The organism is Lentzea sp. CC55 (assembly GCF_021056325.1).
GTDB lineage: Bacteria > Actinomycetota > Actinomycetes > Mycobacteriales > Pseudonocardiaceae > Lentzea > Lentzea jiangxiensis.
Window position 1 is genome coordinate 20,405 of record NZ_JAJCXE010000027.1, and the last position, 25,164, is coordinate 45,568.

Annotated in this window: 22 protein-coding genes, 2 tRNA genes, 1 other RNA gene and 1 pseudogene; 16 read left to right on the plus strand and 10 right to left on the minus strand. The window is 69.7% G+C overall.

Features of this window, described 5'->3' with window-relative positions; translation table 11 throughout:
• Positions 1-89 precede the first annotated feature (89 nt).
• A complete protein-coding gene (locus tag L6E10_RS22690) occupies positions 90-245 on the minus strand; it encodes a DUF5679 domain-containing protein (RefSeq protein WP_236221550.1) in 156 nt (51 codons plus the stop codon).
• 195 nt (positions 246-440) lie between these two features.
• Between L6E10_RS22690 and L6E10_RS22695 the strand changes: the two genes are divergently transcribed.
• Complete coding sequence (locus tag L6E10_RS22695) at positions 441-968, plus strand: M48 family metallopeptidase (RefSeq protein ID WP_236221551.1); 528 nt, start codon at positions 441-443, stop codon at positions 966-968.
• Between the two features lie 71 nt (positions 969-1,039).
• Here L6E10_RS22695 and L6E10_RS22700 read toward each other — a convergent pair whose 3' ends face one another.
• Positions 1,040-2,380: a zinc-dependent metalloprotease gene (locus tag L6E10_RS22700; protein WP_236221552.1), complete on the minus strand. Its 1,341-nt coding sequence runs from the start codon at positions 2,378-2,380 to the stop codon at positions 1,040-1,042.
• A gap of 44 nt (positions 2,381-2,424) precedes the next feature.
• Between L6E10_RS22700 and L6E10_RS22705 the strand changes: the two genes are divergently transcribed.
• A complete protein-coding gene (locus tag L6E10_RS22705; RefSeq protein ID WP_236221553.1) occupies positions 2,425-3,504 on the plus strand; it encodes a PDZ domain-containing protein in 1,080 nt (359 codons plus the stop codon).
• A gap of 779 nt (positions 3,505-4,283) precedes the next feature.
• Here L6E10_RS22705 and L6E10_RS22710 read toward each other — a convergent pair.
• Positions 4,284-4,823 carry a PPA1309 family protein gene (locus tag L6E10_RS22710; RefSeq protein ID WP_236221554.1) on the minus strand — a complete coding sequence of 180 codons (540 nt, stop codon included), beginning with the start codon at positions 4,821-4,823 and terminating at the stop codon, positions 4,284-4,286.
• A 94-nt stretch (positions 4,824-4,917) separates the two neighbouring features.
• Here L6E10_RS22710 and L6E10_RS22715 point away from each other — a divergent pair, with 94 nt between their 5' ends.
• The 3 genes from L6E10_RS22715 to L6E10_RS22725 all read left to right on the plus strand — a co-directional run bounded on the left by L6E10_RS22715 (position 4,918) and on the right by L6E10_RS22725 (position 8,343).
• Positions 4,918-7,923 carry a UPF0182 family protein gene (locus L6E10_RS22715; RefSeq protein WP_236221555.1) on the plus strand — a complete coding sequence of 1,002 codons (3,006 nt, stop codon included), beginning with the start codon at positions 4,918-4,920 and terminating at the stop codon, positions 7,921-7,923.
• A 51-nt stretch (positions 7,924-7,974) separates the two neighbouring features.
• Positions 7,975-8,048, plus strand: a tRNA-Met gene (locus L6E10_RS22720).
• Between the two features lie 221 nt (positions 8,049-8,269).
• Positions 8,270-8,343: transfer RNA gene (locus L6E10_RS22725), tRNA-Met, on the plus strand.
• Positions 8,344-8,460: 117 nt separating this feature from the next.
• On the opposite strand, the gene L6E10_RS22730 is transcribed toward L6E10_RS22725, so the two are convergent.
• On the minus strand, positions 8,461-8,670 hold the full coding sequence (locus tag L6E10_RS22730) for a hypothetical protein (RefSeq protein WP_236221556.1): 210 nt from the start codon (positions 8,668-8,670) through the stop codon (positions 8,461-8,463).
• A 387-nt stretch (positions 8,671-9,057) separates the two neighbouring features.
• Here L6E10_RS22730 and L6E10_RS22735 point away from each other — a divergent pair, with 387 nt between their 5' ends.
• The 6 genes and pseudogenes from L6E10_RS22735 to L6E10_RS22760 all read left to right on the plus strand — a co-directional run bounded on the left by L6E10_RS22735 (position 9,058) and on the right by L6E10_RS22760 (position 13,864).
• On the plus strand, positions 9,058-9,558 hold the full coding sequence (locus L6E10_RS22735; RefSeq protein WP_089921819.1) for a PadR family transcriptional regulator: 501 nt from the start codon (positions 9,058-9,060) through the stop codon (positions 9,556-9,558).
• 59 nt (positions 9,559-9,617) lie between these two features.
• Positions 9,618-10,721 (plus strand): peptide chain release factor 2, encoded by a 1,104-nt coding sequence (gene prfB, locus L6E10_RS22740; protein ID WP_236221557.1) that lies wholly within the window; start codon positions 9,618-9,620, stop codon positions 10,719-10,721.
• Between the two features lie 177 nt (positions 10,722-10,898).
• Positions 10,899-11,588, plus strand: coding sequence for a cell division ATP-binding protein FtsE (gene ftsE, locus L6E10_RS22745; RefSeq protein ID WP_030470385.1), 690 nt, complete (start codon positions 10,899-10,901; stop codon positions 11,586-11,588).
• 40 nt (positions 11,589-11,628) lie between these two features.
• A complete protein-coding gene (gene ftsX / locus L6E10_RS22750) occupies positions 11,629-12,531 on the plus strand; it encodes a permease-like cell division protein FtsX (RefSeq protein ID WP_236221558.1) in 903 nt (300 codons plus the stop codon).
• Between the two features lie 30 nt (positions 12,532-12,561).
• A complete protein-coding gene (gene smpB, locus L6E10_RS22755) occupies positions 12,562-13,038 on the plus strand; it encodes an SsrA-binding protein SmpB (RefSeq protein ID WP_236221559.1) in 477 nt (158 codons plus the stop codon).
• A pseudogene (locus L6E10_RS22760) lies at positions 13,038-13,864 on the plus strand (amidohydrolase family protein). Before smpB ends, L6E10_RS22760 begins: the two are co-directional and overlap by 1 nt.
• Here L6E10_RS22760 and L6E10_RS22765 read toward each other — a convergent pair.
• Both L6E10_RS22765 and L6E10_RS22770 read right to left on the minus strand, forming a co-directional pair.
• Positions 13,849-14,490 carry a response regulator transcription factor gene (locus L6E10_RS22765; protein ID WP_236221560.1) on the minus strand — a complete coding sequence of 214 codons (642 nt, stop codon included), beginning with the start codon at positions 14,488-14,490 and terminating at the stop codon, positions 13,849-13,851. The pseudogene L6E10_RS22760 and the gene L6E10_RS22765 overlap by 16 nt on opposite strands.
• Positions 14,478-15,716 (minus strand): sensor histidine kinase, encoded by a 1,239-nt coding sequence (locus L6E10_RS22770; RefSeq protein WP_374237298.1) that lies wholly within the window; start codon positions 15,714-15,716, stop codon positions 14,478-14,480. The genes L6E10_RS22765 and L6E10_RS22770 overlap by 13 nt, the downstream gene beginning before the upstream one ends.
• Positions 15,717-15,837: 121 nt before the next feature.
• On the opposite strand from L6E10_RS22770, the gene ssrA reads away from it, so the two are divergent.
• Positions 15,838-16,215: a transfer-messenger RNA gene (ssrA, locus tag L6E10_RS22775) on the plus strand.
• A 177-nt stretch (positions 16,216-16,392) separates the two neighbouring features.
• Here the strand turns inward: ssrA and L6E10_RS22780 are convergent.
• Positions 16,393-17,337 (minus strand): saccharopine dehydrogenase NADP-binding domain-containing protein, encoded by a 945-nt coding sequence (locus tag L6E10_RS22780; RefSeq protein ID WP_236221562.1) that lies wholly within the window; start codon positions 17,335-17,337, stop codon positions 16,393-16,395.
• Between the two features lie 71 nt (positions 17,338-17,408).
• Here L6E10_RS22780 and L6E10_RS22785 point away from each other — a divergent pair, with 71 nt between their 5' ends.
• On the plus strand, positions 17,409-18,335 hold the full coding sequence (locus L6E10_RS22785; protein WP_236221563.1) for a GlxA family transcriptional regulator: 927 nt from the start codon (positions 17,409-17,411) through the stop codon (positions 18,333-18,335).
• Positions 18,336-18,363: 28 nt separating this feature from the next.
• Positions 18,364-19,776 (plus strand): amino acid permease, encoded by a 1,413-nt coding sequence (locus tag L6E10_RS22790; protein WP_236221564.1) that lies wholly within the window; start codon positions 18,364-18,366, stop codon positions 19,774-19,776.
• On the opposite strand, the gene L6E10_RS22795 is transcribed toward L6E10_RS22790, so the two are convergent.
• Genes L6E10_RS22795 through hrpB form a run of 3 tightly spaced genes read right to left on the minus strand, consistent with a single transcriptional unit; the run spans position 19,761 to position 22,802 of the window.
• A complete protein-coding gene (locus L6E10_RS22795) occupies positions 19,761-20,363 on the minus strand; it encodes a hypothetical protein (protein WP_236221565.1) in 603 nt (200 codons plus the stop codon). The genes L6E10_RS22790 and L6E10_RS22795 overlap by 16 nt on opposite strands.
• The gene (locus L6E10_RS40420; RefSeq protein ID WP_275676893.1) at positions 20,360-20,488 is read right to left on the minus strand and encodes a hypothetical protein; all 129 of its coding nucleotides are present in this window, start codon (positions 20,486-20,488) and stop codon (positions 20,360-20,362) included. The genes L6E10_RS22795 and L6E10_RS40420 overlap by 4 nt, the downstream gene beginning before the upstream one ends.
• Before the next feature lie 31 nt (positions 20,489-20,519).
• Positions 20,520-22,802: an ATP-dependent helicase HrpB gene (gene hrpB, locus L6E10_RS22800; protein WP_236221566.1), complete on the minus strand. Its 2,283-nt coding sequence runs from the start codon at positions 22,800-22,802 to the stop codon at positions 20,520-20,522.
• Positions 22,803-22,979: 177 nt separating this feature from the next.
• Here hrpB and L6E10_RS22805 point away from each other — a divergent pair, with 177 nt between their 5' ends.
• Both L6E10_RS22805 and L6E10_RS22810 read left to right on the plus strand, forming a co-directional pair.
• On the plus strand, positions 22,980-23,813 hold the full coding sequence (locus L6E10_RS22805) for a GNAT family N-acetyltransferase (protein WP_236221567.1): 834 nt from the start codon (positions 22,980-22,982) through the stop codon (positions 23,811-23,813).
• Positions 23,814-23,863: 50 nt separating this feature from the next.
• Entirely contained in the window at positions 23,864-25,150 is a 1,287-nt protein-coding gene (locus L6E10_RS22810; protein WP_236221568.1) for an MFS transporter, read from the plus strand.
• Positions 25,151-25,164: the final 14 nt, after the last annotated feature.

Sequence of the window (25,164 nt, forward strand, 5' to 3'; positions counted from 1 at the left end):
CGCACCACGGCCAGTCCTGCACGTACTCGGGGTCTCGGGTCCACAGAGGAGAGACTGGCAGGGGACGACGCCCCCTGCCAGCGGAAACGTCAGACCTTGGACTTGCCGAGGATCCGCGTCATCTTCGTTCCACACACAGGGCAGGTGCCCTTGGCCATGCGGCGACCGTTGGTCTCCTCGACCTTGCCGTCGAAGTCGCGCTTCTCGCGGCACTTGACGCAGTAGCCGTTGTAGGTCTCGGCCACAGCCCCTCCCTTGCAGTTGTGAGTGCGGACACACTCGGGGACCTTGGCGCGACGGTACCTCCGCAGGCGTGCGATCCCGCGCATGTCGTACCCGCGCGTGTCCAGCCGCCGTTCGGTGGAACTTCACCCGCCGGGTGCGCGCCTGCCGCCGGTTGGGGGCGGAAAATTGTCGGTGACGCCGTTTACGGTGACTGCATGGCCGAACCGCGGGTGGAGGTGCGGCGGAGCTCCCGACGCCGCCGCATGGTCAGCGCGTACCGGGAGGGCGACACCGTCGTCGTCCTTCTGCCGGCACGGATGACCAAGGGGGAAGAGAAGCACTGGGTGGCGGAGATGTTGAGCCGCCTCCAGCGCAGCGAGACGCGCAGGAAGTCCCCTGCGCGGACGTCGGACGAGGCGCTCATGGCCCGGTGCACCGAGCTGTCCGAGCGCTACCTGGACTCGCTCGCCGAGCCGGTGAGCGTGCGCTGGGTGCCGCCCATGCGCACGCGCTGGGCGTCGTGCACGCCGACCGAGGGCACGATCCGCGTGTCCGAGAGGCTGCGCGACGTGCCGCCGTGGGTGCTGGATTACGTGCTGGTGCACGAGCTGGCGCACCTGCTGGTCCCAGGGCACGGCAAGGACTTCTGGGAGTGGGTGCACCGCTACCCGAAGACCGAGCGCGCCATGGGTTTCCTCGAGGGTCTCTCGGCCGCCGCAGGCTGGGGCATCTCCGAGGACTGACGAGCTGCTATGCGAAGCGCCCGGCGAGGGTGTGCTCGCCGGGCGCTTCGCATGTTCTCCGAAAGGAGGTGTCAGCCCGCGTCGGGCTTGCCGCCGTCTTCGGGCTCGCCCTCGGGCTTGCCACCCTCGGCGGGCTTCTCGCCGCTCTCGCGCATCGTGCGCTCGAGCTCGGCGATCGGGTCCTCGAGGGCGTTGCGGGTGTTCGTGAGGCGCTCGGCGAACTCCAGCGGGTCGTCGAGGTCCTCGGCGGTCGGGACGAGCTCGGCGTGCTCCCACACGCTGTCGCGCACCTCGACGCCGTGCTGGTCGCCGATGAGCTTCCACAGGGCCGAGGCCGCCCGCAGCTTGCGCGGCCGCAGCTCCAGGCCGACGAGCGTGGCGAACGTCTGCTCGGCGGGCCCACCGGAGGCGCGGCGGCGGCGCAGCGTCTCGCGCAGGGCCGGTGCTCCGGGCAGGCGGTCGGCGACGGCCGCGTCGACCACGACGTCCACCCAGCCCTCGACCAGCGCGAGGAGCGTCTCGAGGCGGTTCAGCGCCGCCTTCTGCTCCGGGGTGGTCTGCGGTTCGAGCAGGCCCGAGCCCATGGCCTCCTCGATGGAGGCGGGGTTGGACGGGTCGATCTGGCCCGCGAGCTGCTCCAGGGCGGAGGTGTCGACCTTGATGCCCTTGGCGAACTCCTCGACGGTGTCGAGCAGGCGCTGCCGCAGCCACGGCACGTGCGTGAACAGGCGCTGGTGGGCGGCCTCGCGGGCGGCGAGGAACACCATGACCTCGGACGCGGGCCGCTCCAGGCCCTCGGTGAACTTCTCGATGTTCGCGGGCAGCAGCGCCGCCGTGCCCTCGGGACCGAGCGGCAGGCCGACGTCGGTCGAGGTGAGGACCTCGGAGCCGAGCTGCGCCAGCGCGTTGCCCAGCTGCGAGCCGAACGCCATGCCGCCCATCTGCCCGAGCATCGACAGCAGGGGACCGGCCGCCTGCTTCGCCTCGGCGGGCATGGCCTCGACCCAGGCGCCGGACATGCGCTGCGCGACCGGGTCGCACAGGCGCTGCCAGGTCGGGATCGTGCGCTCGATCCAGTCGCGGGCGGTCCACGCCTGCGTCGTGCGCGTGCCGGCGGGCAGCGACGTCACGGGGTCGAGCCACATCTCGGCGAGGTGCACGGCGTCGGTGACCGCGCTCGACTGGTCGGCGGCGAAGCCGATCGTCGTCGCGGTGGACGACAGCTGCTGGAACGCGATCTGCTTGGCTAGGTCGTAGTTGACCGGCCCGCTCGACGTCCCGGCGCTGCTCAGCATGGCGCCCAGCTGGCTCAGCATGTTGCCCAGCTGACTGAAGTCGAACGGGTTGTCTCCCGGCTTCCCGCCCTTGTCGTCGGGGTTGTGCGGGCTGAACCCGAACGGCACGTCACTCATGCCTCTACCGTACGCGGATCGACATGGTCGTACGCTGTTCAGCCGTGAGTGAAACCGTCACGACCGCACCCCCGCCCGCGCCCCCGCCGAGGGAGCGCGGACTGACCCGCCGGACGTGGACGCTGATCGTCAGCTTCCTCGTGGTGGCGGCACTCGGACTGCTCGGCGGTTTCGCCAGGGTCCCGTACGTCGCGCTGGGCCCCGGGCCGACCTACGACGTCCTCGGCAAGGTCAAGGACACCGACGTGGTCGTGGTCGACGGCCAGAACACGTTCCCCACCAACGGAACGCTGCGCATGACGACGGTCTCGCTCACCGACGACGTGTCGTTGTTCGGCGCTCTGGGCCTGTGGCTGTCCGGCCGCTACGCCCTCGCGCCGCGCGAGGAGTTCTTCAAGCCCGGCGAGTCCGAGCAGCAGGTCCAGGAGAACAACGAGCGCGCGTTCAGCGAGTCGCAGACCTCCGCCGAGGTCGCCGCGCTCGACTACCTCGGCTATCCGGGCAAGGTCATCGCGAACCAGGTCACCAAGGGCAGCCCCGCCGACAACGTCATCCCGCTCGGCGCCCGCATCATCTCGGTGAACGGCAAGCAGGTGCAGAGCTCCGCCGACGTGAGCGCCTCGCTGGAGAACACCAAGCCGGGCGACCGCATCGAGGTGGCGTTCGAGAAGGACGGCAACTCCCAGTCGACCCAGCTCACCCTCGGCACCCGCGACGACGGCCGCCCCGCCGGTTTCATCGGCATCTCGCCGGTCGACCGCGCCGACGTGCCGTTCAAGATCAAGATCAGCCTGTCCGACGTCGGTGGCCCCTCGGCCGGCCTGATCTTCGCCCTGGCGATCGTCGACAAGCTGACGCCGGGCGAGCTCAACGGCGGCAAGTCCATCGCGGGCACCGGTGAGATCGCGGCCGACGGCACCGTCAAGCCCATCGGCGGCATCGCCTTCAAGATGGTGGCCGCCAAGGAAGCGGGCGCGACGGCGTTCCTCGTGCCCTCGGCGAACTGCCAGGACGCGAAGCAGCAGGCGCCCGCGGACCTCAAGCTGATCAAGGTCGAGAACCTGAAGGACGCCGTGTCGTCGCTGGAGGCGCTCAGCTCCGGCAAGGACACGCCGAGCTGCTGACCCGCTCGGCTTCCGACCGCCGGCGCACTGGCGCGGGTACCGCTCGCACCGCGGGCCGGCGTCGTGCCGCGGGCCGCCTTGTCGGCTCGCCCGGTGCGGGTCGGGTGGGCTCGACGGGGGAGGCGACGGCGCTGTCACCGGTCGGGGTGACGAGGTGGAGCCAGGGGTGGGTCGGCGGGGGCGAACCGGTCCACGGCGAGATGGCGCTCGACCGGCCGTGTGCGGTGAACGGCCCGCGGTGCGATGGTTGCTCGACCTGCCGTACGGCGAACGCCGCGGTGCGATGACGCGAGTCCGCCCGTGCAGCGAACCGGCTCACGGCGAGATGGCGCTCGACCAGCCGTGTGTGGCGAACGGCCCACGGTGTGATGGCACGAGACCGGCTGTATGCGGCAAACGGCCCGCGGTGTGATGGTGCTCGACTGGGCGTGTGCGGCGACCGGCCGGCGGTGCGATGTTGCCCGACCTGCCGTGCAGCGAACCGCCCATGGTGCGATGACGCGAGACCGGCCGTATACGGCGAACGGCCCGCGGTGAAACGACGCTAAACCAGCCGTGCGCGAAGCGCCGTTGCGCGACGCGGCGCGCTTTCGCAGGGGTACCCCCGAGCTGGGAACCCCTGCATCTCAACATACTCAGGGGGTCCGACAAGATCGGGATGGTGCCCTGGGCGTCCGCGCGGGTGCGCGGCCTGTCCGCTTGCCGCGAACAGCGCACAACGAGTTGACAACCCCGGCGCGGTCGTGCGCCGGGGTTGTGCCAGCCTGGGGGTGTGACGACTAGGGCCGCAGCGTGGCGAGCAGCGCGTCGGTGAGGTTGGGCGCCAGCTCGGGGTGCTCGACGACCTCCTCCGGCACCTCGACCGTGCCGCGCAGCCTCAGCACGCAGGAGACCGAACCGTCGCGCAGCACGGCCGCCACCAGGCGTGCCTCGCGGCGTGACGGGTGCTCCGCGGCGAACCTGCGGGCCGCCTCGTCGTCCAGGTCGCCGTGGCTCAGCTCCGTCTCCGCCTCCGGGGGCAGCACCACGATCTCCTGGGCCAGGGCGCAGCCGGTGACGGCCGGGGGCCACTCGATGCCCGCGAGCGCGTCGCCCAGGTCGCCTTCCAGGGAGTCCTGGGCGATCGGGGTCAGCGGGCTCGACTGCGGGTCGAGCTGGTCGCGCAGCTCGGGCTGCTGCTCGAGCAGGTCTGAGGTGGCCACGAGGGCGAAGAGTTGCGGTGGCTGCTCCCAGCCGCCTGCCGCTACGAACTCCTCGACCTCGCGGGCGACCGTCGGGAGGATGACCGCTGGCGTTTCACTCGCTGACACGCGTGTCATCGTAAGACTGCGGGCTTCACGGGAACCCAGGGCGTCGTCCGTAGAGTTGGACTAAACGTACGTATCGATTTACCGCGATCCAGGAGCGTGCCTCGTGGCCACACGGCCTCCGGTCGGACTGCCGAAACTGTCCCGACGCAGCCGAATACTGCTCATCGTGGGTGTTGTGCTCCTGTTCGGTCTCATCACGGGATCGCGGCTGCTGGACACCTACGTGAACTGGCTGTGGTTCGGTGAGGTGAAATTCCGCGACGTCTACAGCACCGTGCTGCTCACCCGTCTGGGGCTGTTCGTGGCCGTCGGCGTCGTGGTCGGCGGCATCGTCGGGCTGAACCTCTACCTCGCGTACCGGTCGCGCCCGGTGTTCGTGCCGGTGTCCGGGCCGGACGACCCGGTGGCGCGCTACCGCACCGTCGTGATGCGGCGGATGCGGCTGTTCTCGATCGGCATCCCGGTGTTCGTGGGACTGATCGCGGGTGCGTCGGCGCAGGCCGACTGGCAGCAGATCCAGCTGTTCCTGAACTCCCAGCCGTTCGGGGTGACGGACCCGCAGTTCAAGCTCGACATCGGCTTCTACGCGTTCCAGCTGCCGTTCTACGAGTGGCTGCTGTCGTGGCTGTTCATCACGACGGCCGTGTCGTTCATCGGCGCGGTGATCGCCCACTACCTGTTCGGCGGCATCCGGCTGGCCGGTCGCGGCGGTCAGCTCTCCGGGCCGGCGCGCCTGCACCTGGCGCTCATCGCCGGCGCGTTCGTGCTGCTGAAGGCCGTCGCGTACTTCTTCGACCGGTACTCGCTGCTGCTGCACGAGAACGAGAAGTTCGTCGGCGCGAGCTACACCGACCTCAACGCGGTGCTGCCCGCCAAGCTGATCCTGCTGTGCATCGCGGTGTTCTGCGCCGTGGCGTTCTTCGCGGGCGCGTTCATGCGCAACGTGCAGCTGCCCGCCATCGCGACCGTCCTGCTGGTGCTGTCGAGCGTGCTCGTCGGTGCCGCGTGGCCCGCCGTGCTGGAGCAGTTCTCGGTCAAGCCGAACGCCATCCAGAAGGAAGCCGAGTCGATCACCCGCAACATCGCGGCGACGCGGCAGTCGTTCGGGCTGACCGACGACAAGGTCGAGACGAAGCCGTACGACGGCAAGCAGAACGTCACGAACGACCAGGTCAAGACCAACGACGCGGGCACGCTCGGCAACATCCGCCTGCTCGACCCGGCCGTGCTCTCGCGGACCTTCACGCAGTTCCAGCAGCTGCGGCCGTTCTACGGGTTCCCGAACAAGCTCGACGTCGACCGGTACACAGTGGACGGCAAGCTCCGCGACTACATCGTCGCGGTGCGCGAGCTCAAGCTCGACAGCCTGCCGCAGGGCCAGCGCGACTGGATCAACCAGCACCTCATCTACACCCACGGCAACGGCTTCGTCTACGCCGAGGCGAACAAGGTGAACGCGGTCGCCGACGAGTCCAACGGCGGCTACCCGGACTTCAAGACCGGTGAGGTCAAGTCCAACGGTGAGATCGGCAACGACCCGAAGGGCATCAAGGTCGACCAGCCGCGCACGTACTACGGCGAGCTGTTCGGCGTGAACGACTACTCCATCGTCGGCGGCCGCCCGGCCGGCTCCGCGGCGGAGTACGACACCGACGCGAAGTCCTACACCTACACCGGCAGCGGCGGCGTCCCGATCGGGAGCCTGTTCAACAAGCTGGCGTTCGCGGCGTACTACGGCGAACGGAACATCCTGTTCAACCAGTCGATCGCCGACGAGTCGAAGATCCTGTTCAAGCGCACCCCGCGCGACCGCGTGCAGGCCGTCGCCCCGTGGCTCACGGTGGACAGCGACCCGTACCCGGCCGTCGTGAACGGCCGCATCACGTGGATCGTCGACGGCTACACCACGCTCGAGAACTACCCGTACGCGCAGCGCACGCAGCTCGGTGACGCGACGAACGACTCGCTCACCGCGGACGGCGTCGTCATCTCGCAGGTCAACAAGCCCGTCAACTACATCCGCAACTCGGTCAAGGCCACTGTGGACGCCTACGACGGCACCGTGAGCCTGTACCAGATCGACGACAAGGACCCGGTCCTCAAGGCGTGGATGGGCGTCTTCCCGGGCACGGTGAAGCCGGGCAGCGAGATCTCGAACGAGCTGCGCCAGCACTTCCGCTACCCCGAGGACCTGTTCAAGGTGCAGCGGCAGATCCTGTCGAAGTACCACGTCTCGTCGCCGTCGGACTTCTACTCCGGTGTCGCCTACTGGGCGCCGCCGCAGGACCCGACGATCGACAACGTGACGACGGCCGACGCCCAGCGGGACGCGGCGAGCAAGCGCCGTGACGCCCAGCCGCCGTTCTACGTCCTCGCCGGCGACCCGAACGACCCGAGCAAGGTCCGCTTCCAGCTGACCAGCCCCTTGGTGCGCGAGAACCGCGAGTTCATGGCGGCCCACGTCTCGGTCGGGTCCGACCCGGACAACTACGGGAAGATCAGCGTCCTGCAGCTCAGCCAGGACGCGAAGGGCCCGCAGCAGATCCAGACGCAGTTCCTCACCTCGGACAACGTCAGCCGCGAGCTCAACCTGCTGACGCAGCAGAAGACGACCGTCGTCTACGGCAACCTGCTCACGCTGCCCGTGGGCGGAGCGCTGCTCTACGTCGAACCCGTCTACATCGAGCGCGCGTCGAACAACACGTCGTACCCGCAGCTGTCCAAGGTGCTCGTCTGGTACGGCGACCGGGTCGGCTACGCGTCGACGTTGAACGAGGCGCTGGACCAGGTGCTCAGCGGTGCCGGTGCCGTCGTGCCGCCGCCGAGCGACAACAACAACGGCAACGGCCAGACCTCCACGCCGCCGTCGGCCACGCCGCCGTCCAACGGGGCGCTCAGCCCCGAGCTGCAGAGGGCGGTCAACGACATCGACGCCGCGCTGGCCGACATCAAGAGGGCCCAGCAGAACAGCAACTTCACCGAGCTCGGCCAGGCCTACGCCAAGCTGGACGACGCGACGAAGAGGTTCAAGCAGTACAACACCGGTGCTCCCGCGGCGCCGGCGACGGGCCAGTCCTCGGTTGTGCCGAGCCCCACACCGTCGGGCTGACCTGACGATTTGCATTAGTCGCTCCACCCCGCGTAGAGTTCCAATTACCGACGCGGGGTGGAGCAGCTCGGTAGCTCGCTGGGCTCATAACCCAGAGGTCGCAGGTTCAAATCCTGTCCCCGCTACAAGGCAGAAGCCCGGAGCCATCAGGTTCCGGGCTTCTTGCTTTTCGACAACTGAATCCACCGTCTCGGCGGCACGTGGCTTTCGTTGCCGCGGTTGTCGCTCGATGTGACGCCAGCGCGGCCGCTGACCAGCGAAAACAGGCGTTAGTGGGGGGTGGTGGAAAAGCGGTTTTCGAGGGGTGTAGAGTTCTACTCACAACAGCAAGACAAGCAAGAAGCGGCGCGGGGTGGAGCAGCTCGGTAGCTCGCTGGGCTCATAACCCAGAGGTCGCAGGTTCAAATCCTGTCCCCGCTACTGATCAGAAGGCCGGAGTCATCAGACTCCGGCCTTCTGCTTTGTCGCGTTGAGGATCGAGCCCCGATCCCACTCCGGGGGCGAGGCTCCCGGCCGCGGGCGCTCCGGCGGGGCCTTTCAGGTCATGTTCTCCGCCCAGTACTGCGCGCACAGCATGCTGGAGCAGATGCGGCCCTCGCCGTTGACCGTGCGGTGCTTGCGGATCTGCTTGCCGCACACCATGCACTCGTCCTTGCCGGCCTGCTCCGGGATGCCGCCCGTCATCCACGCCCTGGTGTGCGCCGCCACCTTCTTGTGGTCCAGCCACTTCAAGCTCAGGTTCTTCACCGGTCCCCGACCTCCGTCGTCCGCTCCGCCTGTCTGGCAGTGATCATTTTCCCGGCTTCGCAGGCGTGGGAAAGAGGTGCGCGCGGACATCACCAGGTCGTGCGACGAGGTGCCACGACCGTCCATTCGGGTGGCTCCGGCCGGTGAGAGTCGTACCGCCGATCGAGTGAGCCGGGATGGGTTTCGGTTCTGCGAAAGGCTTTTTCCATCCGGGATGGACACGGACGGTCAAGCGGCCAAACGCGTGAGGCTCGAAAACTGCCGCTTACTCAGCGAGACTTTTCGTTGCTCCGCATGGCCCATCAGACTAGCCCGGTGATCAGCCACTGTGGACAGAACGGCTGACCATTGTGGACAGCTTCCCCCGGACGTGGGAACGTTGTTGACGTGTCAGACCTCAATGCGACCGCAGCCGCCCTGCTCGGGCTGCTGCACGACGGACCCAAGACCGGTGGCCAGTTGGTGGCGGAGGCAGGAGACCGCTTCGGCGCGTTCTTCAGCGTGACCCGCAGCCAGGTGTACCGCGAGCTGCCCGCGTTGGCTGACCAGGGCCTGCTGCGCCTCGGCAAGCAGGGACCGCGGTCGAGCCAGCAGTACGTGCTGACGGCGGCGGGCAAGAAGGCCTTCAAGAACTGGCTGCTGTCCGAGCCCGGCCCGGACCACCTGCGCAGCCCGCTCATCCTGCGCCTCGTGCACGCCGGCTCGCTGACCGCGAAGCAGCGCGAGTCCCTGATCACGACCGCGCGCACGACGTACGGTCAGGAGCAGGAGAGCGCGAAGAGCGCGGCCAAGACGGCGGAGGACCCCTACGCCAAGGCGGTGGCCGAGTTCGGTCTCGCCCACGCGAAGGCCGTCCTCAAGCTGCTCGACGCCATCCCCACCGCGTAAAGGGGCGCCAGCGAAGCACCGGTCGCGTACGACGGCCGGTGCTGGCGTAATCTTTTTGCGTGAACCCGGACGTCGAAGCAGACATCAAGGACCTCTCCGCCACCCTTTCGAGCATCGAGGCGGTGCTGGACCTCGATGCGCTGCGTGCCGCTGTCGCGGACCTGGAGGCGCAGGCGACCCGCCCGGACCTCTGGGACGACCAGGAGAAGGCGCAGAAGGTCACCAGCCAGCTCTCCCACAAGCAGGGCGAGCTGCGCCGCGTCACCGGCCTGCGCCAGCGCCTCGACGACCTCCCCCTGCTCTACGAGCTCGCGGAGGAGGCCGAGGACGCGGACGCCCTGGCCGACGCGGACAACGACCGCGTCAAGCTGCGCGACGAGATCGCGAGCCTCGAGGTGCGCACGCTCCTGTCCGGCGAGTACGACGAGCGCAACGCCCTGGTCACCATCCGCGCCGAGGCCGGTGGCGTCGACGCCGCGGACTTCGCCGAGATGCTGCTGCGCATGTACTCGCGCTGGGCCGAGCGCCACAACTACGGCGTCGACGTGTTCGACACGTCCTACGCCGAAGAGGCCGGCATCAAGTCCGCCACCTTCCGCGTCAGCGCCCCGTACGCCTACGGCACGCTGAGCGTCGAGCAGGGCACCCACCGCCTCGTGCGCATCTCGCCGTTCGACAACCAGGGCCGCCGCCAGACGTCGTTCGCCGGCGTCGAGGTCGTGCCCGTCGTCGAGCAGACCGACCACGTCGAGATCGACGAGAAGGACCTGCGCGTCGACGTCTACCGCTCCTCCGGCCCCGGCGGCCAGGGCGTCAACACGACCGACTCGGCGGTGCGCCTCACGCACATCCCGACCGGCATCGTGGTCTCCTGCCAGAACGAGCGCTCGCAGCTGCAGAACAAGGCCACGGCCATGAACGTCCTGCAGGCGAAGCTGCTCGAGCGGCGCCGGCAGGAGGAGCAGGCGAAGATGGACGCGCTCAAGGACTCCGGTTCGAGCTGGGGCAACCAGATGCGCTCCTACGTGCTGCACCCGTACCAGATGGTCAAGGACCTGCGGACCGAGCACGAGGTCGGCAACCCGTCCGCGGTGCTCGACGGCGAGATCGACGACTTCCTCGAGGCCGGCATCCGGTGGCGCAAGCAGTCCCAGCAGGCGTAGCGCGCGCCTGATCCGAGTCGAAGAGCACGTTCAGCCCGGACGGGGGCGGAACGTGCTCTTTTCGTGGACGGGTCGTGCCTGGTCGGACACGCCGCGTCGATCCTCGAAGCGCCCTTTCGGTACTCGAAGTTAACCGGAACGGGGGCTTTACCCCGGCCATGAGTAGACTCGCGCCTCGTGATTCGTCTCGAACACGTTTCCAAGGTCTACAAGACCTCCACGCGTCCCGCGCTCGACGACGTGTCCGTCGAGATGGAAAAGGGCGAGTTCGTCTTCCTCATCGGCCCCTCGGGGTCGGGCAAGTCGACGTTCCTGCGCCTGCTGCTGCGCGAAGAGGTGCCGACCAGGGGACGCGTCTACGTCTCCAACTTCGACGTCGCCAAGATGTCGCGGCGCAGGGTCCCCCGCCTGCGCCAGTCCATCGGCTGCGTGTTCCAGGACTTCCGCCTGCTGCCGACGAAGACGGTCGCCGAGAACGTCGCCTTCGCGCTGGAGGTCATCGGCAAGCCCCGCAACACCATCGTCAAGGTGGTGCCGGAGGTGCTGCAGCTGGTGGGCCTCGACGGCAAGGAGGACCGGTTCCCGACCGAGCTGTCCGGCGGTGAGCAGCAGCGCGTCGCGATCGCCCGTGCGTTCGTGAACCGGCCGCTGGTGCTGATCGCCGACGAGCCGACCGGAAACCTGGACCCCGACACGAGCCAGGACATCATGTTGCTGCTGGAGCGGATCAACCGCACCGGCACGACCGTCATCATGGCCACCCACGACCACGGCATCGTCGACTCGATGCGCCGCCGCGTCGTGGAGCTGTCGTACGGCAAGGTCGTCCGTGATGACGCGCGCGGCGTTTACGGCGTCGGCCGCTAAGCGCTCCTAGATCCCCGACCCCCAAGGAACCCCGCCCCCGATGCGTACCAGCTTCGTGTTCAGCGAGGTCGTCACCGGACTTCGCCGGAACGTCACGATGACGATCGCGATGATCCTCACGACCGCCATCTCGCTCGGGCTGCTCGGCGGTGGCCTGCTCGTCGTCCGCATGGTCGACAAGATGCAGGCCAACTACGCGGGCAAGCTCGAGGTCTCCGTGCTGCTGACCAACGACGTCAGCGCGAACGACAAGGACTGCACGCAGCAGCCGTGCGCGGGTCTGCGCTCGCAGCTGGAGCAGACCTCCGGCGTCGAGACCGTGGTGTTCCAGAACCGCGACGAGGGCTTCGAGCGCTTCAAGCGCATCTTCGAGGCCCAGCCCGAACTGCTCAAGCTCGCACGGCCGGAGGCCATCCCGGCGACGTTCCGCGTCAAGCTCGAGGACCCGGAGCGCACCGACGTCATCAAGCAGGCCTTCGAGGGCAAGCCCGGTGTGAAGGGCGTCGACGACCAGGGCAAGTTCCTCGAGCGGTTCTTCGAGGGCCTCAACGGCCTGCGCGACGTCGCCCTGATCCTCGCGCTCGTCCAGGCGTTCGCCGCGCTGCTGCTGATCTCGAACACCATCCAGGTGTCGGCGTTCACCCGCCGCGTCGAGGTCGGCATCATGCGCCTGGTCGGCGCGACCCGGTGGTACACGCAGCTGCCGTTCCTCATCGAGGCGGTCGTCGCGGGCATCATCGGCTCGGTCACCGCGGTCGCCGGCCTGGTGCTGTTCAAGGCGTTCTTCCTCGACCGGATCACCAGGAACCTCACCGAGTCGGGGATCATCCCGCCGATCGGGTACCTGGACATCCTGATCGTGTCGCCGTGGCTGTTCCTCGTCGCGATAGTCATCTCGGCGACCACCGGCTACGTGACACTCCGCCTCTACGTGCGGCTTTAAGCGCTTTGCCGACCACGTAAAGTTGTCGCCATGGTCAAGGAACGCGGGCAGAAGGTCATCGCGTCGAACCGCAAGGCTCGGCACGACTGGTCCATTCTGGACACCTACGAGGCGGGCATTCAGCTCGTCGGCACCGAGGTGAAGAGCCTGCGCATGGGACGGGCGTCCCTGGTGGACGCCTTCGCCCAGGTCGACGACGGCGAGATCTGGCTGCACGCGCTGCACATCCCGGAGTACGTCGCGGGCACCTGGACGAACCACGACGTCCGGCGCAAGCGCAAGCTGCTGCTGCACAAGAGCGAGATCGAGCGGCTGATCGGCAAGACCAAGGAGTCCGGTCTGTCGCTGATCCCGCTGCAGATGTACTTCAAGGACGGCTACGTCAAGGTGGAGATCGCCCTCGCGAAGGGCAAGAAGGCCTACGACAAGCGCCAGGACCTCGCGAAGCGCGACGCGAACCGCGAGATCGCCAGGGCGCACGGACGGGCCTTGAAGGGTCGCTACTGATGGCATTGGTGGACGTCCACGTCCACTTCATGCCGCAGAACGTCCTGGACAAGGTCTGGGCGTACTTCGACCGCGTGCGCGAAGCCGGTGTCGACTGGACCATCCGGTACCGCACTGACGAGAACGCCCGGCTCACCGCACTGCGGGAGCTGGGCGTTTCCGCGTTCGCACCCCTGGTCTACCCGCACCGGCCGGACATGGCGAGGTGGCTGAACGACTGGGCCGCCGACTTCGCCGCACGGGTCCCCGAGGCCGTGCCGACGGGCACGTTCTACGCGGAGCCGGACGCCGGGGCGTACGTGCGCAAGGCGCTGGAGACCGGTGCGCGGTGCTTCAAGTCGCACGTCCAGGTCGGTGGCTACGACCCGCGTGACGCGCTGCTCGACGGGTCTGGGGCCAGCTCGCCGAGGCGGGCGTCCCGGTGGTCGTGCACTGCGGTGACGGGCCGGTACCGGGGGAGTTCACCGGGCTCGGCGTCTTCGAAGAGGTGCTGAAGAAGCACCCGCGGCTGACGGCCGTCCTCGCGCACGCCGGGATGCCGGACTACTCAGGTGCGTTGGACCTCGTGGAGCGCTATCGGAACGTGCACGTCGACACGACGATGGTCGGCGTCCCGTTCACGGAGCAGATGACGCCGTTGCCGGCCGACTGGCGTTCGCGGATCGCGGGCCTGGCCGACAGGGTGGTGCTGGGCAGCGACTTCCCGAACATCCCGTACCCCTACGAGGTGCAGATCGACGCCATCAGGTCGTGGGGCCTGGACGCCGCCGCCGAGCAGTCGGTCCTGCACGACAACGGCGCCCGTCTGCTTCAGCTGTCGAGGTAGGCCAGAACGGCGCGCACGCGGCGGTGCTCGGAGTTCGACGGCTCCAGGCCGAGCTTGGCGAAGATGTTGCCGACGTGCTTCTCGACGGCGCCGTCGGACACGACGAGCGAGCCGGCGATCGCCGTGTTGGACAAGCCCTGCGCCATCAGCCCGAGCACCTCGCGTTCGCGGGGCGTCAACGAGTCGACAGGGCTCTTCTTGCTGCGCACCATGAGCTGCGTGATCACCTCGTGGTCGATGCTCGTGCCGCCGTCCGCGACCCGGCGCACCGCGTCGACGAACTCCTTCACGTCCGCGACCCGCTCCTTGAGCAGGTAGCCGACGCCGCTGGCACCGCCCGCGAGCAGTTCCACGGCGTAGCGCTCCTCGACGTACTGCGACAGCACGAGCACCGGCAGCCCGGGGAAGCGGCGGCGAGCCTCGATGGACGCCCGCAGGCCCTCGTCGGTGAACGACGGAGGCATCCGCACGTCCACCACGCACAGGTCGGGCCGGTGCTCGGTCACGGCGTCGAGCAGGTCGTCGCCGTTCTCCACCGCCGCGACCGTCTCGATGCCCTCGTCGGCGAGCAACCTCTGCACGCCCTCCCTCAGCAGCACCGAGTCCTCGGCGATCACCACACGCACGGCAACTCCGCTCGAATCACGGTCGGCCCACCCACGGGGCTGACGACGACAACCACACCGTCGATCGTGGCAGCCCGGTCCGCGAGCCCGGCGAGCCCGCCGCCCGGCTTGAGCTCCGCGCCGCCCTGACCGTTGTCGGTGACCTCGACCAGCACCCCGGTGTCCACCCTGTTGACCCGAACGGTCGCCTTGGTGCCGTTGGAGTGCTTGGTGATGTTCGTGAGCGCCTCGCCGACGGTGAAGTACGCGGCGCTCTCCACCGCCGTCGGCGGTCGCGGGTCCACGTTGACCTGCAGGTCGACCTCGATCGGCACGCGAGCGGCGAGCGCGGACAGCGCGGCGTCGAGCCCCCGGTCGCCGAGCACGGACGGGTAGATGCCCCGCGCGAGGTCGCGCAGCTCCCGGATGGCCTCCTTGGCGTCCGCGTGCGCCTCGGCGACCAGCACGGCCGCGCCCTCGGGGTCGGAGTCCATCTTGGACTTGGCCCGGCCCAGGCCCATCGCCACGGCCACCAGCCGCTGCTGCGCGCCGTCGTGCAGGTCGCGTTCGATGCGCCGGCGCTCCGCCTCGGCCGCCTCGACCCCGCGCGCCCGGCTGGACTGCAGCCGTTCCGCCTCGACCGCGAGCTCGTCGGCCCGCGTCGGCCCGAGCATGGCGCGGGCGAACCTGCTGTGCAGCACCCCCAGCGACCGGGTGCCGATGACCGCGAACGGGATCAGCGCCAGCCCGATCAGCGTGACGGGCAGCGCCGACACGAACGAGTCGATGGTCCAGAACTCACCGACGACCACCGCGAACGGCGCGTGGCCGATCCAGAACGGCACGGCGATGAACGCCGCCGCCACCGTCCACATCGCGAGGACCGCCGCGAACTCGAGAACGCCCACCGGCAGGAGCAGCAGCAGGTAGCCGTAGTCGCGCCACGTCGCCGGATCGGTGAACTGGGCCTTCCAGCGCACCCACAGCGAGCCCTCCGGCTTCGCCCGGTACGGCGCGGGGATCTCCGTGCGCAACGCCGCCCCGACCCACGCCCGCTCCACCGTCGCGCCGACCCGCACGGCGTTCATCGCGAGCCACAGGATCGGCAGACCGACCCACAGGACCGAGGTCGCGAACCCGACGGCGGTCAGCACGACGGCGAGGGTGAACCAGAAGATGCCGGTTACCAGGTTGGTCAGCAGGTAGAACCCGGCTGCGAGCGCGTTCGGTTTCCTCATGACGTCCATGCTGTCGTTACCGCTGGTCAGAGACCATCCGGCTGGCTATCCGGTCGGTGGTGGGGACAGCCCTACCCGCCTCGGGAAGAACTCGGTGGCCCGACTCGTTATGCTATGCGTACCACTACAAGGGGGTGAACGGTTTCGACTGTGGACGTTGATTCAGGGGAAGCGTGCCGGTGCAGGCGAGAGACCACCGTTAAGCGTCATCGCAAACCAATAAGCGCCACGTCTAACGACAAGCGCACCGCGTACGCTCTCGCTGCCTGACAGCGGAGCTAGCGGTTGTCGGCCTAGGAGTGCCTTCGGCCTAGTGTCCGGCATCAGCTAGAGGGCTTACCAGCAGTCCCGGTCGCGGGGGCTGTTCGGGACACTCACAGCGGCTGGGCCCGTCACACCTGCTCGTTCGCGTGACAGGTGGGGCCGAGTAGAGGCAGAGCGGACTGCGCACGGAGAAGCCCTGATGAACCGCCACAGGACCCGGGTTCGATTCCCGGCACCTCCACTCGATGGGTGAGTGCTGTTCGTGGACAGCACTCACCCGTTCTCGTTCCGGGTGTCTTCTGGGGGCCGAGCCCCCAGACCCCCAGCCGGCGGGCTCCGCCCCCGGACCCCCGGGCCGCCTCGTCGCTTCGCGACATCGGGGCCCCACCTGACGCGGCGGCTCGTCGCGTTGCGACATCGACTACTCGACTGACTGCGGTTTGTCGTCTGGTGCGGTGGTCTGGATGACGTCCGCCAGTGCGGACAGGAAGTCGGCGGCGTCGAACATCGCTCCCGCTGACGCTGCTCCGGTGATGTGGGAACGGCCTGTCAGCAGGCGTTCGGTCGCCTCCACGGCCAGAGGGGCGCTCACGGCGTAGATGTCCTTGCCGGTGGCGGTCATCCGGCGTTCCTCACCGGCCCGGCGCACGACGACGTCGACCTCGAACGTCTCGGGCTCGCGGCGGTCGGCGCCCTCGCTCAGCCCCTGGGCGGCGGTGGCCGACATGTACGAGGTCACCGACGGGATCGCCAGGTGGCTGGGGACCGTCACGACGTCCGCCATCGAGAACTCGCCGACGACCTCGCGCGGCCCGCCGGGGAACTCCCAGCGCAGCGTCGGAGGGGCGTCGGAGTGGTACTGCAGCGCACCGTCGCGGAACCGGACTCGCTGGCCGCCGCGGCGCTCGCGGGACACCGCGCCGGCGGTGAGCGTGCCCGGCGTCGGCTGCCAGCCGCTCAGGCCGTACGCGACATGCGCCTCGTCGGCCTGCGTCCAGTCGCCCATCGCGGCGGTGACCAGCAGGTCCGCGAGGCCGCCGAAGAACGCCATCGCGGGCACCACCGGGACCGCGGCGCCGCGGGCGAGGGTGTCCGCGTTCGCCTCGATCTCGGCCGCCACGTCCACGTACGGGATGCCGGCGCGTTCGGCGGCGGCGATGAGCGGGGCGGCGGTGACGGCGAACGGGCCGGCCGTGTTGATCACCGCGTCGGCGCCCGCCAGCGCGCGGTCGAGTGCCGCGGGGTCGTCGGCGGTGGCTTGCGCGCGGCCGAACGGCAGAGCGCCGTGGCCGCGCTTCTCCAGTTCCGCCACCACGAACCGTCCCGTGGTTCCCGAAGCGCCGTAGACCGCGATCTTGTGTCCCATGTGGACCAGTCAAGCCCGGCGGACGGCATCGGGCGAGTGTCTGGAACGACACGATGCGTACACTTTCGGACATGCTCGCGTTCGCCGTCACCAGCGGGATGCTGCACTTCGAGCTGACCGCCACGTACGAGATCTTCACCGCGCCGCAGCTCGACTACGACGTCAGGATCTGCGGTGACCAGCCGGTTCGGCTCGGCAGGTTCTCGCTGGAACCGGACCTGCCGCTCGACAGCCTCCGCGGGGCGCACACCGTCGTCGTCCCCGCCGTCGAGGACGTCGACGAGCCCCTCGACCCCGAGCTCGTCCGAGCCGTCCGAGCGGCCCACGACGAGGGCGCGCGGATCGTCTCGCTGTGCACGGGCGCGTTCGTGCTGGCGGAGGCGGGGCTGCTCGACGGGCTGAGGGCGACGACGCATTGGGGCCACACCGACGAACTCGCCAGGCGGTACCCGCGGGTGGAGGTCGACCCGGACGTGCTCTACGTCGACAACGGCCGGGTGCTGACGAGCGCGGGCAAGGCGGCGGCCATCGACCTGAGCCTGCACGTGATCCGCAACGACCACGGCACCGCGACGGCGAACACGGCGGCGCGCAGGCTCGTGGTGCCCCCGCACCGCGACGGCGGCCAGGCGCAGTTCGTCCTGGCGCCCGTGCCGTCCGGCGAGGGGCACCCGCTCACGGAGCTGTTCGACTGGGTCTCGGCGCGGTTCGACCGGATGATCACCGTCGAGGACATGGCCCGGCAGGCGAACATGAGCTCGCGGCACCTCGCGCGGCTCTTCCGCGCGGTGACGGGCACCACCCCGTTGCAGTGGCTGCACACCCAGCGGATCCGGCGCGCGCAGGAGCTGCTGGAGATGACCGACGACAGCGTGGACCAGATCGCCGAGGCGTCCGGGATGGGCACGGCCACGACGCTGCGCCGGCACTTCCACCGGTCCGTCGGTGTGCCGCCGGACACGTACCGCCGCACGTTCCGGCCCATCGGTGGCCGGTAGGCCGCGGAACGGACGTTATGTTGACCGGATGAGCAACGGACAGCGCATCGGGGCGCGGGTGTTGCGGCGCAAGCCGATCGACCAGTTGACCCATCCCGGCGGCGAACTCAAGCGCACCATGGGGGTCGGGCACCTCACCATGATCAGCATCGGTGCCACGCTCGGCACCGGCATCTTCGTCGTGCTGGGGGAGGCGGTGCCGCTGGCCGGTCCCGCCATCGTCGTGTCGTTCGTGCTGGCGGGCATCACGGCGTTGTTCTCCGCGCTGTCGTACGCCGAGCTGGCGGGCATGATCCCGGCGTCCGGCTCGTCGTACTCCTACACCTACGCGACTCTCGGCGAGATCGTCGCGTGGGTCTGCGGCTGGTGCCTCGTGCTCGAGTACGGCGTCTCGGTCGCGGCGGTCGCGGTCGGGTGGGGGCAGTACGTCAACGAGCTGCTGCACCTGCTGACGGGGCTGCGGATCCCCGACGTGCTGAGCCAGCCGCCGGGTGCGGGCGGCGTCGTCAACATCCCCGCCGTGCTGGTCGTGGTCATCTCGATGCTCGTGCTCCTCGGTGGTGCCAGGGGGAGTGCGCGCACGAACACGATCCTGGTGTGGGTGAAGGTCGGCGCGCTGCTCATGTTCTGCGCGGTCGCGTTCACCGCGTTCAAGGCGGGCAACTTCGCGCCGCTGTTCCCGCTGGGGCTCGCGGGCATGAGCGCCGGAGCGGCCACGTTGTTCTTCTCCTACATCGGTTTCGACGCCGCCTCCACCGCGGGTGAGGAGGCGACGAACCCGCAGCGCGACCTGCCGCGCGCGATCATCATCTCCCTGGTCGTGGTCACGGCGTTGTACTGCGCCGTCGCGCTGGCCGCGGTCGGCGCGATGCCCTGGCAGAGCTTCGAGGGCACCGAGGCCGCGCTGAGCCGGGTGCTGACGGACAACACCGGCAGCACGATCTTCCCGGTCCTGCTGTCGGTCGGAGCGGTCATCGCGATCACCTCGGTGGTGCTGACCGTCCTCTACGGACAGACGCGCATCCTCTACGCGATGTCTCGCGACGGCCTGGTGCCGTCGCTCTTCTCGAAGCTCAGCCCCCGCACCGGCGTGCCGTTCGCGAACACCGTCGTCGTCGGCCTGTTCATCGCGGTGCTCGCCGCCCTGGTGCCCCTGGGAGCACTGGCCGACGCGACGAGCATCGGCACGCTGTTCGCGTTCGCGCTGGTCAACATCGCGGTGATCATCTTGCGCCGCACCGAGCCGCACCGCGAGCGCAGCTTCCGGGTGCCGCTCTCGCCCGTGACCCCGTTGCTGGGTCTCGGGTTCTGCGTCTACATGATGCTCAGCCTCGGGCTGGACACGTGGGTCGCGTTCCTCGGCTGGATGGTCCTCGGGTTCGTCATCTACTTCGGCTACAGCGTGCGCAAGGCGCGCCTGGAGGTTCAGGCCAGGGACTGAAGCTCCCGCGCCAGGTTGGTCCGCGCGGCGGCGCCCCACAGCTGCCGCGCGGGCTCGGTCACGAAGAGGTGCTCGCGGTCGAGCAGGGTCCTGAGGACCTTCGACCGGCCCGCGCGCCACGTCTCGTCGTCGTAGCGCGAGTACTCCTGGCGCACGGCGAGGCTGTAGCGCTCGTAGTGCTCCGGCTCCGAGCCCAGGATCGCCAGGTCGGCGTCGAGCAGCACGTGCGCCAGCGGGTCGTCCGACGAGTGCGTGATCGTCGCCAGCACCAACGACTCCACGCGCCGCACGTGCGCCTCTTCCAGGTCTGCCAGGCGTTCGCGGGCCCAGGCGGCCGACGCGCGCTCGTCCTCACCCGGTTCGCCGTCGTAGATCACGTCGTGGGCGCACGCGGCCAGGGCGAGGACCGCGCGTTCCTCCACCGAGAACGCGAACGCGTCGGCCAGCGCCGACGAGTCGCGGACGACCGACACCACGTGGAAGGTGTTGTGGTAGGTCCGGTGCGGTTCGGCGTAGCGCTCCATCAGATCGCCCGCGTCCGGCGCACCGCCGAGCGTGCGGACCGCGTCGTCCCAAATCCTTCTCACCGCGCCAGCTCCTCCTCGACGACGTCCGCTGCGGACCTGCTGCCGCCCGCCCGGTGAATCATCCGCCGCACGTTCTCCGCCCGCGCGGCGATCGCGGAACCAGGGGACAGCTCTACCAGGGACATCGCGATGCGCGCCACAGGCGGTTGACGCCCATCAGGAGGAATCGGTTCGTTTGCTCCGGTCGTAGGGCTTCTCCGGCCAGTGGTGCTTGGGGTAGCGGCCCTTGAGCTCGCTGCGCACCCGCAGGTAGCCGTTGCGCCAGAACGACCGGAGGTCGCTGGTCACGGCCGTGGGGCGGCCCGCGGGGGACAGCAGGTGCACCACGACGGGGACCCCGGCGATGAGCGGCGTGTCCGCCCACTTCATGGCGTCCTGGATGCGGACGGAGAGGACGGGCTGGTCCTGCGTGTAGTCGACCTTGCCCTGGCCGATGCGCTCCGGGGCGAGCTTGTCGAACTCCGCCGCCTCCGGCCACGGCAGCAGGCTCCGCAGCAGCGCGACCGGGTCGATCTTGGCCAGGTCCGACCGCTTCCTGGCCTTGCCGAGGTCGATCGCGCGGATCAGGTGCTCGTCGTCGACGCTCGGCCAGTCGCGCGTGCGGTGCAGGAACGCCATGCGCTCGCGCAGGCGGTGGGCCGCGTCGGTCCACTTGAGCAAACCCAGGCCCTCGGTCTCGAGGCCGAGGCGCAGCGCCTGCTGGGACTTGGCGAGGTCGTTCAACGGGCGTTCGTCGAGGGTGATCGCGCCGAGCTTGCGCACCTCGTTCGCGACGACGTCACCGGTCCACCGGATGTCGTCGACCGTGTGCACGAGGGCCTGGGCGGCGGTGACGGCGAGCTCCTCGTCGGCCGGGGCGGCGAGGCGCACGCGGCCGTGCTTGCTGCCCGGCTCGCGGTCGGCGATCGCGATCGCCAGCCACTTGTTGTGCGAGTCGCTGTGCTCCACGGCCGTGCCGTTGGCCATCAGGTAGACGTTGCTGTTCTTCGACCTGCGCTTCGCCAGCCGTTCCGGGTAGGCGAGGGCCACGACGAGCGCGGCGTCGCCGTTGCCCGCGGGGTTGGTGCCGAGCTTCTCCAGCTTCTTCGCCTCCTGGCGCCACCTGCCGGGCGACTTCAGCGCGGTCGCGAGGTCGGTCGTGCTGGGGTGCGTGCTGTCGTCGAGCAGTGCCACGACCTCGGCGGCGGTCCGGTTGCCCACGAGCGCGCTGCCGTCGATCAGGGCCCGGCCGAGGCGGGGGTGCAGGCCGACGCCCGCGATGCGGTCGCGGCGGCCCGGGTCGAGCGCTCCGATGGCGTCGAGGGTCTCCTGCGCGGCCTTGAGCGCACCCTCCGGCGGGGCGTCCCACCAGTTCAGGCCGGTGCCGTCCGGGGAGCCCCACACCGCGAGCTCGAGGGCGAGCCGCGTCAGGTCCGCGGTGCGGATCTCGGGCTCGGGGTAGCGCGGGAGCGTGGAGTGCTCGTGCTCCGGCCAGCAGCGGTAGACCCGGCCGGGAGCCTCCCGTCCCGCACGGCCGGCGCGCTGCTCGGCGACGGCCTGGGAGACGCGGATCGTGCTGAGGCCCGCCAGGCCCCTGCGGTGGTCCACGCGCGGGACCCTGGCCAGGCCCGCGTCCACGACCGCGCGGACACCGGGGACGGTGAGGCTCGACTCGGCGATGCTCGTGGCGAGCACGACCCGCTGGTGCCCGCCTGGCCGCAGGGCGGCGTCCTGCGTCTGGGCGTTGAGCTGGCCGTGCAGGACGACCGTCTCGGCGCTCAGGAGGCTCCTGGTCCGGTTGATCTCCCGGACACCGGGCAGGAACGCGAGCACATCTCCGTCCACTTCGGACAGAGCTTTGCCGATCGCCCTCGCGACGGTGTTCTCGATGTGCTCGCCCCGCGCCGGCGGGACGTACGTGATCTCCGTCGGGTACATGCGCGACTCGCTGTGCAGCACGGGACCGCCGAGCAGGTCTGAGAGCCGCTGCGCCGCAACGGTCGCACTCGTCGCGAGAATCCTCAGGTCGGGACGCAGGGCCGCCTTGGCGTCCAGCAGGAGCGTGAGCAGCAGGTCGGCGTCGAGGTGGCGCTCGTGGCACTCGTCGAGCAGCACCGTGCCGACGCCCGCGAGTTCCTGGTCGTGCTGGAGCCTGCGGACGAGAAGACCGCTGGTCACGACCTCGATGCGGGTGTTCTTCCCGACCTTGCGGTCGCCCCTGACCGAGTAGCCGACGGTCTGGCCGACCTGTTCGCCGAGCAGGCTCGCCATGCGCGCGGCGGCGGCGCGAGCGGCGATCCGGCGCGGTTCGGCGACGACGACCCTTCCCCCGAGGGCCAGCGGGATGAGCGTCGTCTTGCCGGTGCCCGGGGGTGCGACGAGCACCGCGGCGCCGTGGTCGGAGAGGGCCTGGAGCAGGTCGGGCAGGACGGACTTCACCGGGAGATCGGGCAGGTGCACGTCGTCGAGTGTGTCAGGGTGGGCTCATGGGGATGACCGGTGTCCGGGGTCCTGTCGTCGGTGCCGGCGGGCGTGACGTGCGCGCCCGATCTCACAGGAGGCGGGGCTCCGGTGTGCCAGCTCCGCTGCCGTGGGCGACGATTGGGGTGTTCCCCTCGGACCGCGCGGTGCGTCCGGATGCCTCACGGAAGGGCCGTCGAGTTGGTTGACCCGTTGCGCGATCCGGACGACCCGGAGCTGCTCGACCCGTACCAGTCGCGGTCGCTCGCGATCCTGGTCGAAGGGGCGCGGCTCGCGTCCGGAGCCGTCCGCTACGGCAAGGTCGGACGGGTCGGCTGCGCGGCCGTGGTGATCAACCGCGAGAACCCGCTGCCGTCCGGCAACTTCGGCTGCGCCCTCGACGGGTCGTCGGTCGAGGTCGCGTCCACCCTGCTGCAGCTGGAGCAGACCTTCGCCGACGTGGGCCGCGCCGAGGCCGTGGTCTACGCGTCGCCGACGACCGTCGACGAGATCGAGGGGATCGCGGACGACTCCGGCTGGTACGCCGTCGAGGAGCTGCAGACCGTGGTCCACCGCGGGTCCGCCTCGGTGTCCGCCGAGGTCAGGAGGGCCGTCGACGCCGACGTGCCCGGCATCGTCGAGCTGCTGTCCGACGAGCTCGTCGGCCACCGCGACCGCCTGTCGCGGTGGCTCGGGCACCGGCTGGACGACCCGCGGTGCCCGGTGCTGGTCGTGGACGACGGCGACCGGATCGGCGGGTTCGTGTGGGGGTTCGCCGAACGCGGTGTGGGCCTGGTCGAGCAGTGCGTGGTGCGCCCGGCGCGGCGTCGCCGGGGTGTGGGGCGCTCGCTCGTGGTGTCCGCCGTCGCGACCCTGCGCTCGGCCGGGGCGGCGCTCGTCGCGTCGCAGGTGGACGAGGGGCCGGGGGAGAAGTTCGCCGAGGCGTGCGGGTTCGTTGCGGCGTATCCCGTGACTGCTTATGTACGCAGGGTGGATGAGCTGCTCGATTGAATTTGTTAGTTGCCGCGTGACATATCCTTAGCAGGGCTAAGGGAGGCTGTGTGCGCGAGCGGTTGCCGGTCGAGGTGTGGGTTCTGGTCGCGGCGAGTTTCATCATCGCCGTGGGGTTCGGGATCGTGGCACCCGTTCTGCCGGTGTATGCGTCATCGTTCGGTGTGGGTCACACGGCGGTGGCGGCCCTGATCAGTGCTTTTGCGTTCGTCCGGCTGGCGTTCGCGCCGATGAGCGGCAAGCTGGTCAACCGGTTCGGCGAACCGAAGATCTACATCGCCGGCATCCTGATCGTGGCTCTGGGCACCGCGATGTGCGGGTTCTCGTCGAGCTACGCCGAGATGCTGTCGTGGCGCGCGCTGGCCGGGGTCGGGTCGACCATGTTCACCGTGGCCGCGCTGGGCCTGCTGATCCGGATCACCCCGGCGCCGATGCGTGGCCGGGCCTCCGGCATGTGGGCGGCGGGCTTCCTGGTCGGCAACGTCGCGGGCCCGATCGTCGGCGCCGGACTGGTGCCGTTCGGCCTGTGGGTGCCGTTCGTGTCGTACGGCCTGTTGCTGTGCCTCGCGGCGTTCGTGGTGTGGTTCTTCCTCCGCCGCTCGACGCTGGTGGAGATCGACAGGACCAACACCGACATCCCCATGACCGTGCGCGAGGCCGTCCGGCACGGCGCCTACCGCGCCGCCCTGGCGTCCGGGTTCGCGAACGGCTGGGCGGTGTTCGGCGTCCGCATCTCGCTGGTGCCGGTGTTCGTCATCGAGGCCCTGAAGCACAGCCCGGCCGTCGCCGGCATCTCCATGTCGGTGTTCGCCGGCGGCAACGCGGCGATGCTGTTCCTGTCCGGCCGGATCGCCGACACCCGCGGCCGCAAGCCCGTCGCCGTCATCGGCCTGCTGGTCAGCGGTGCCGCCACGGTCTGGATGGGCTTCACCGGCGACCTGTGGACGTTCATGGCCGCCTCGCTCGTCGCGGGCATGGGCGCCGGCCTGCTGAACCCGCCGCAGAACGCCGTCGTGGCCGACGTCATCGGCCCGCGAGGCAAGGGAGGCCCCGTCCTCGCGGGCTTCCAGATGGTGACCGACCTGGGCGCGATCATCGGCCCGATGTGCGCGGGCCTGCTAGCCGACTCGTTCGGCTTCGGGGCGTCGTTCGCCATCACCGGCGCCGCACTGCTGCTGTCCGTCGTCTTCTGGCTCGTGGCCCCCGAGACCCTGCCCACGCACGAGGAAGAGCACACGGCCACCGCCGTCGCACCCGAATGCGGCTGCCTCGACGAAAGCGCCGAGATCCCCACGGGAGAACGGGTCGGCGGCAAACCACGTCACCCGGAAGCGTGAGCGTCCGCTCAGCT

Excerpts from the sequence above, each read along its gene's own strand:
- L6E10_RS22780 (WP_236221562.1), bottom strand. The coding sequence starts at position 17,337 with ATGGGACACAAGATCGCGGTCTACGGCGCTTCGGGAACCACGGGACGG.
- L6E10_RS22695 (WP_236221551.1), top strand. The coding sequence starts at position 441 with ATGGCCGAACCGCGGGTGGAGGTGCGGCGGAGCTCCCGACGCCGCCGC.
- L6E10_RS22700 (WP_236221552.1), bottom strand. The coding sequence starts at position 2,380 with ATGAGTGACGTGCCGTTCGGGTTCAGCCCGCACAACCCCGACGACAAG.
- L6E10_RS22770 (WP_374237298.1), bottom strand. The coding sequence starts at position 15,716 with ATGGACGTCATGAGGAAACCGAACGCGCTCGCAGCCGGGTTCTACCTG.
- L6E10_RS40420 (WP_275676893.1), bottom strand. The coding sequence starts at position 20,488 with ATGTCCCTGGTAGAGCTGTCCCCTGGTTCCGCGATCGCCGCGCGGGCG.
- smpB (WP_236221559.1), top strand. The coding sequence starts at position 12,562 with ATGGTCAAGGAACGCGGGCAGAAGGTCATCGCGTCGAACCGCAAGGCT.
- L6E10_RS22710 (WP_236221554.1), bottom strand. The coding sequence starts at position 4,823 with ATGACACGCGTGTCAGCGAGTGAAACGCCAGCGGTCATCCTCCCGACG.
- L6E10_RS22805 (WP_236221567.1), top strand. The coding sequence starts at position 22,980 with ATGCCTCACGGAAGGGCCGTCGAGTTGGTTGACCCGTTGCGCGATCCG.
- L6E10_RS22790 (WP_236221564.1), top strand. The coding sequence starts at position 18,364 with ATGAGCAACGGACAGCGCATCGGGGCGCGGGTGTTGCGGCGCAAGCCG.
- ftsX (WP_236221558.1), top strand. The coding sequence starts at position 11,629 with ATGCGTACCAGCTTCGTGTTCAGCGAGGTCGTCACCGGACTTCGCCGG.
- L6E10_RS22785 (WP_236221563.1), top strand. The coding sequence starts at position 17,409 with ATGCTCGCGTTCGCCGTCACCAGCGGGATGCTGCACTTCGAGCTGACC.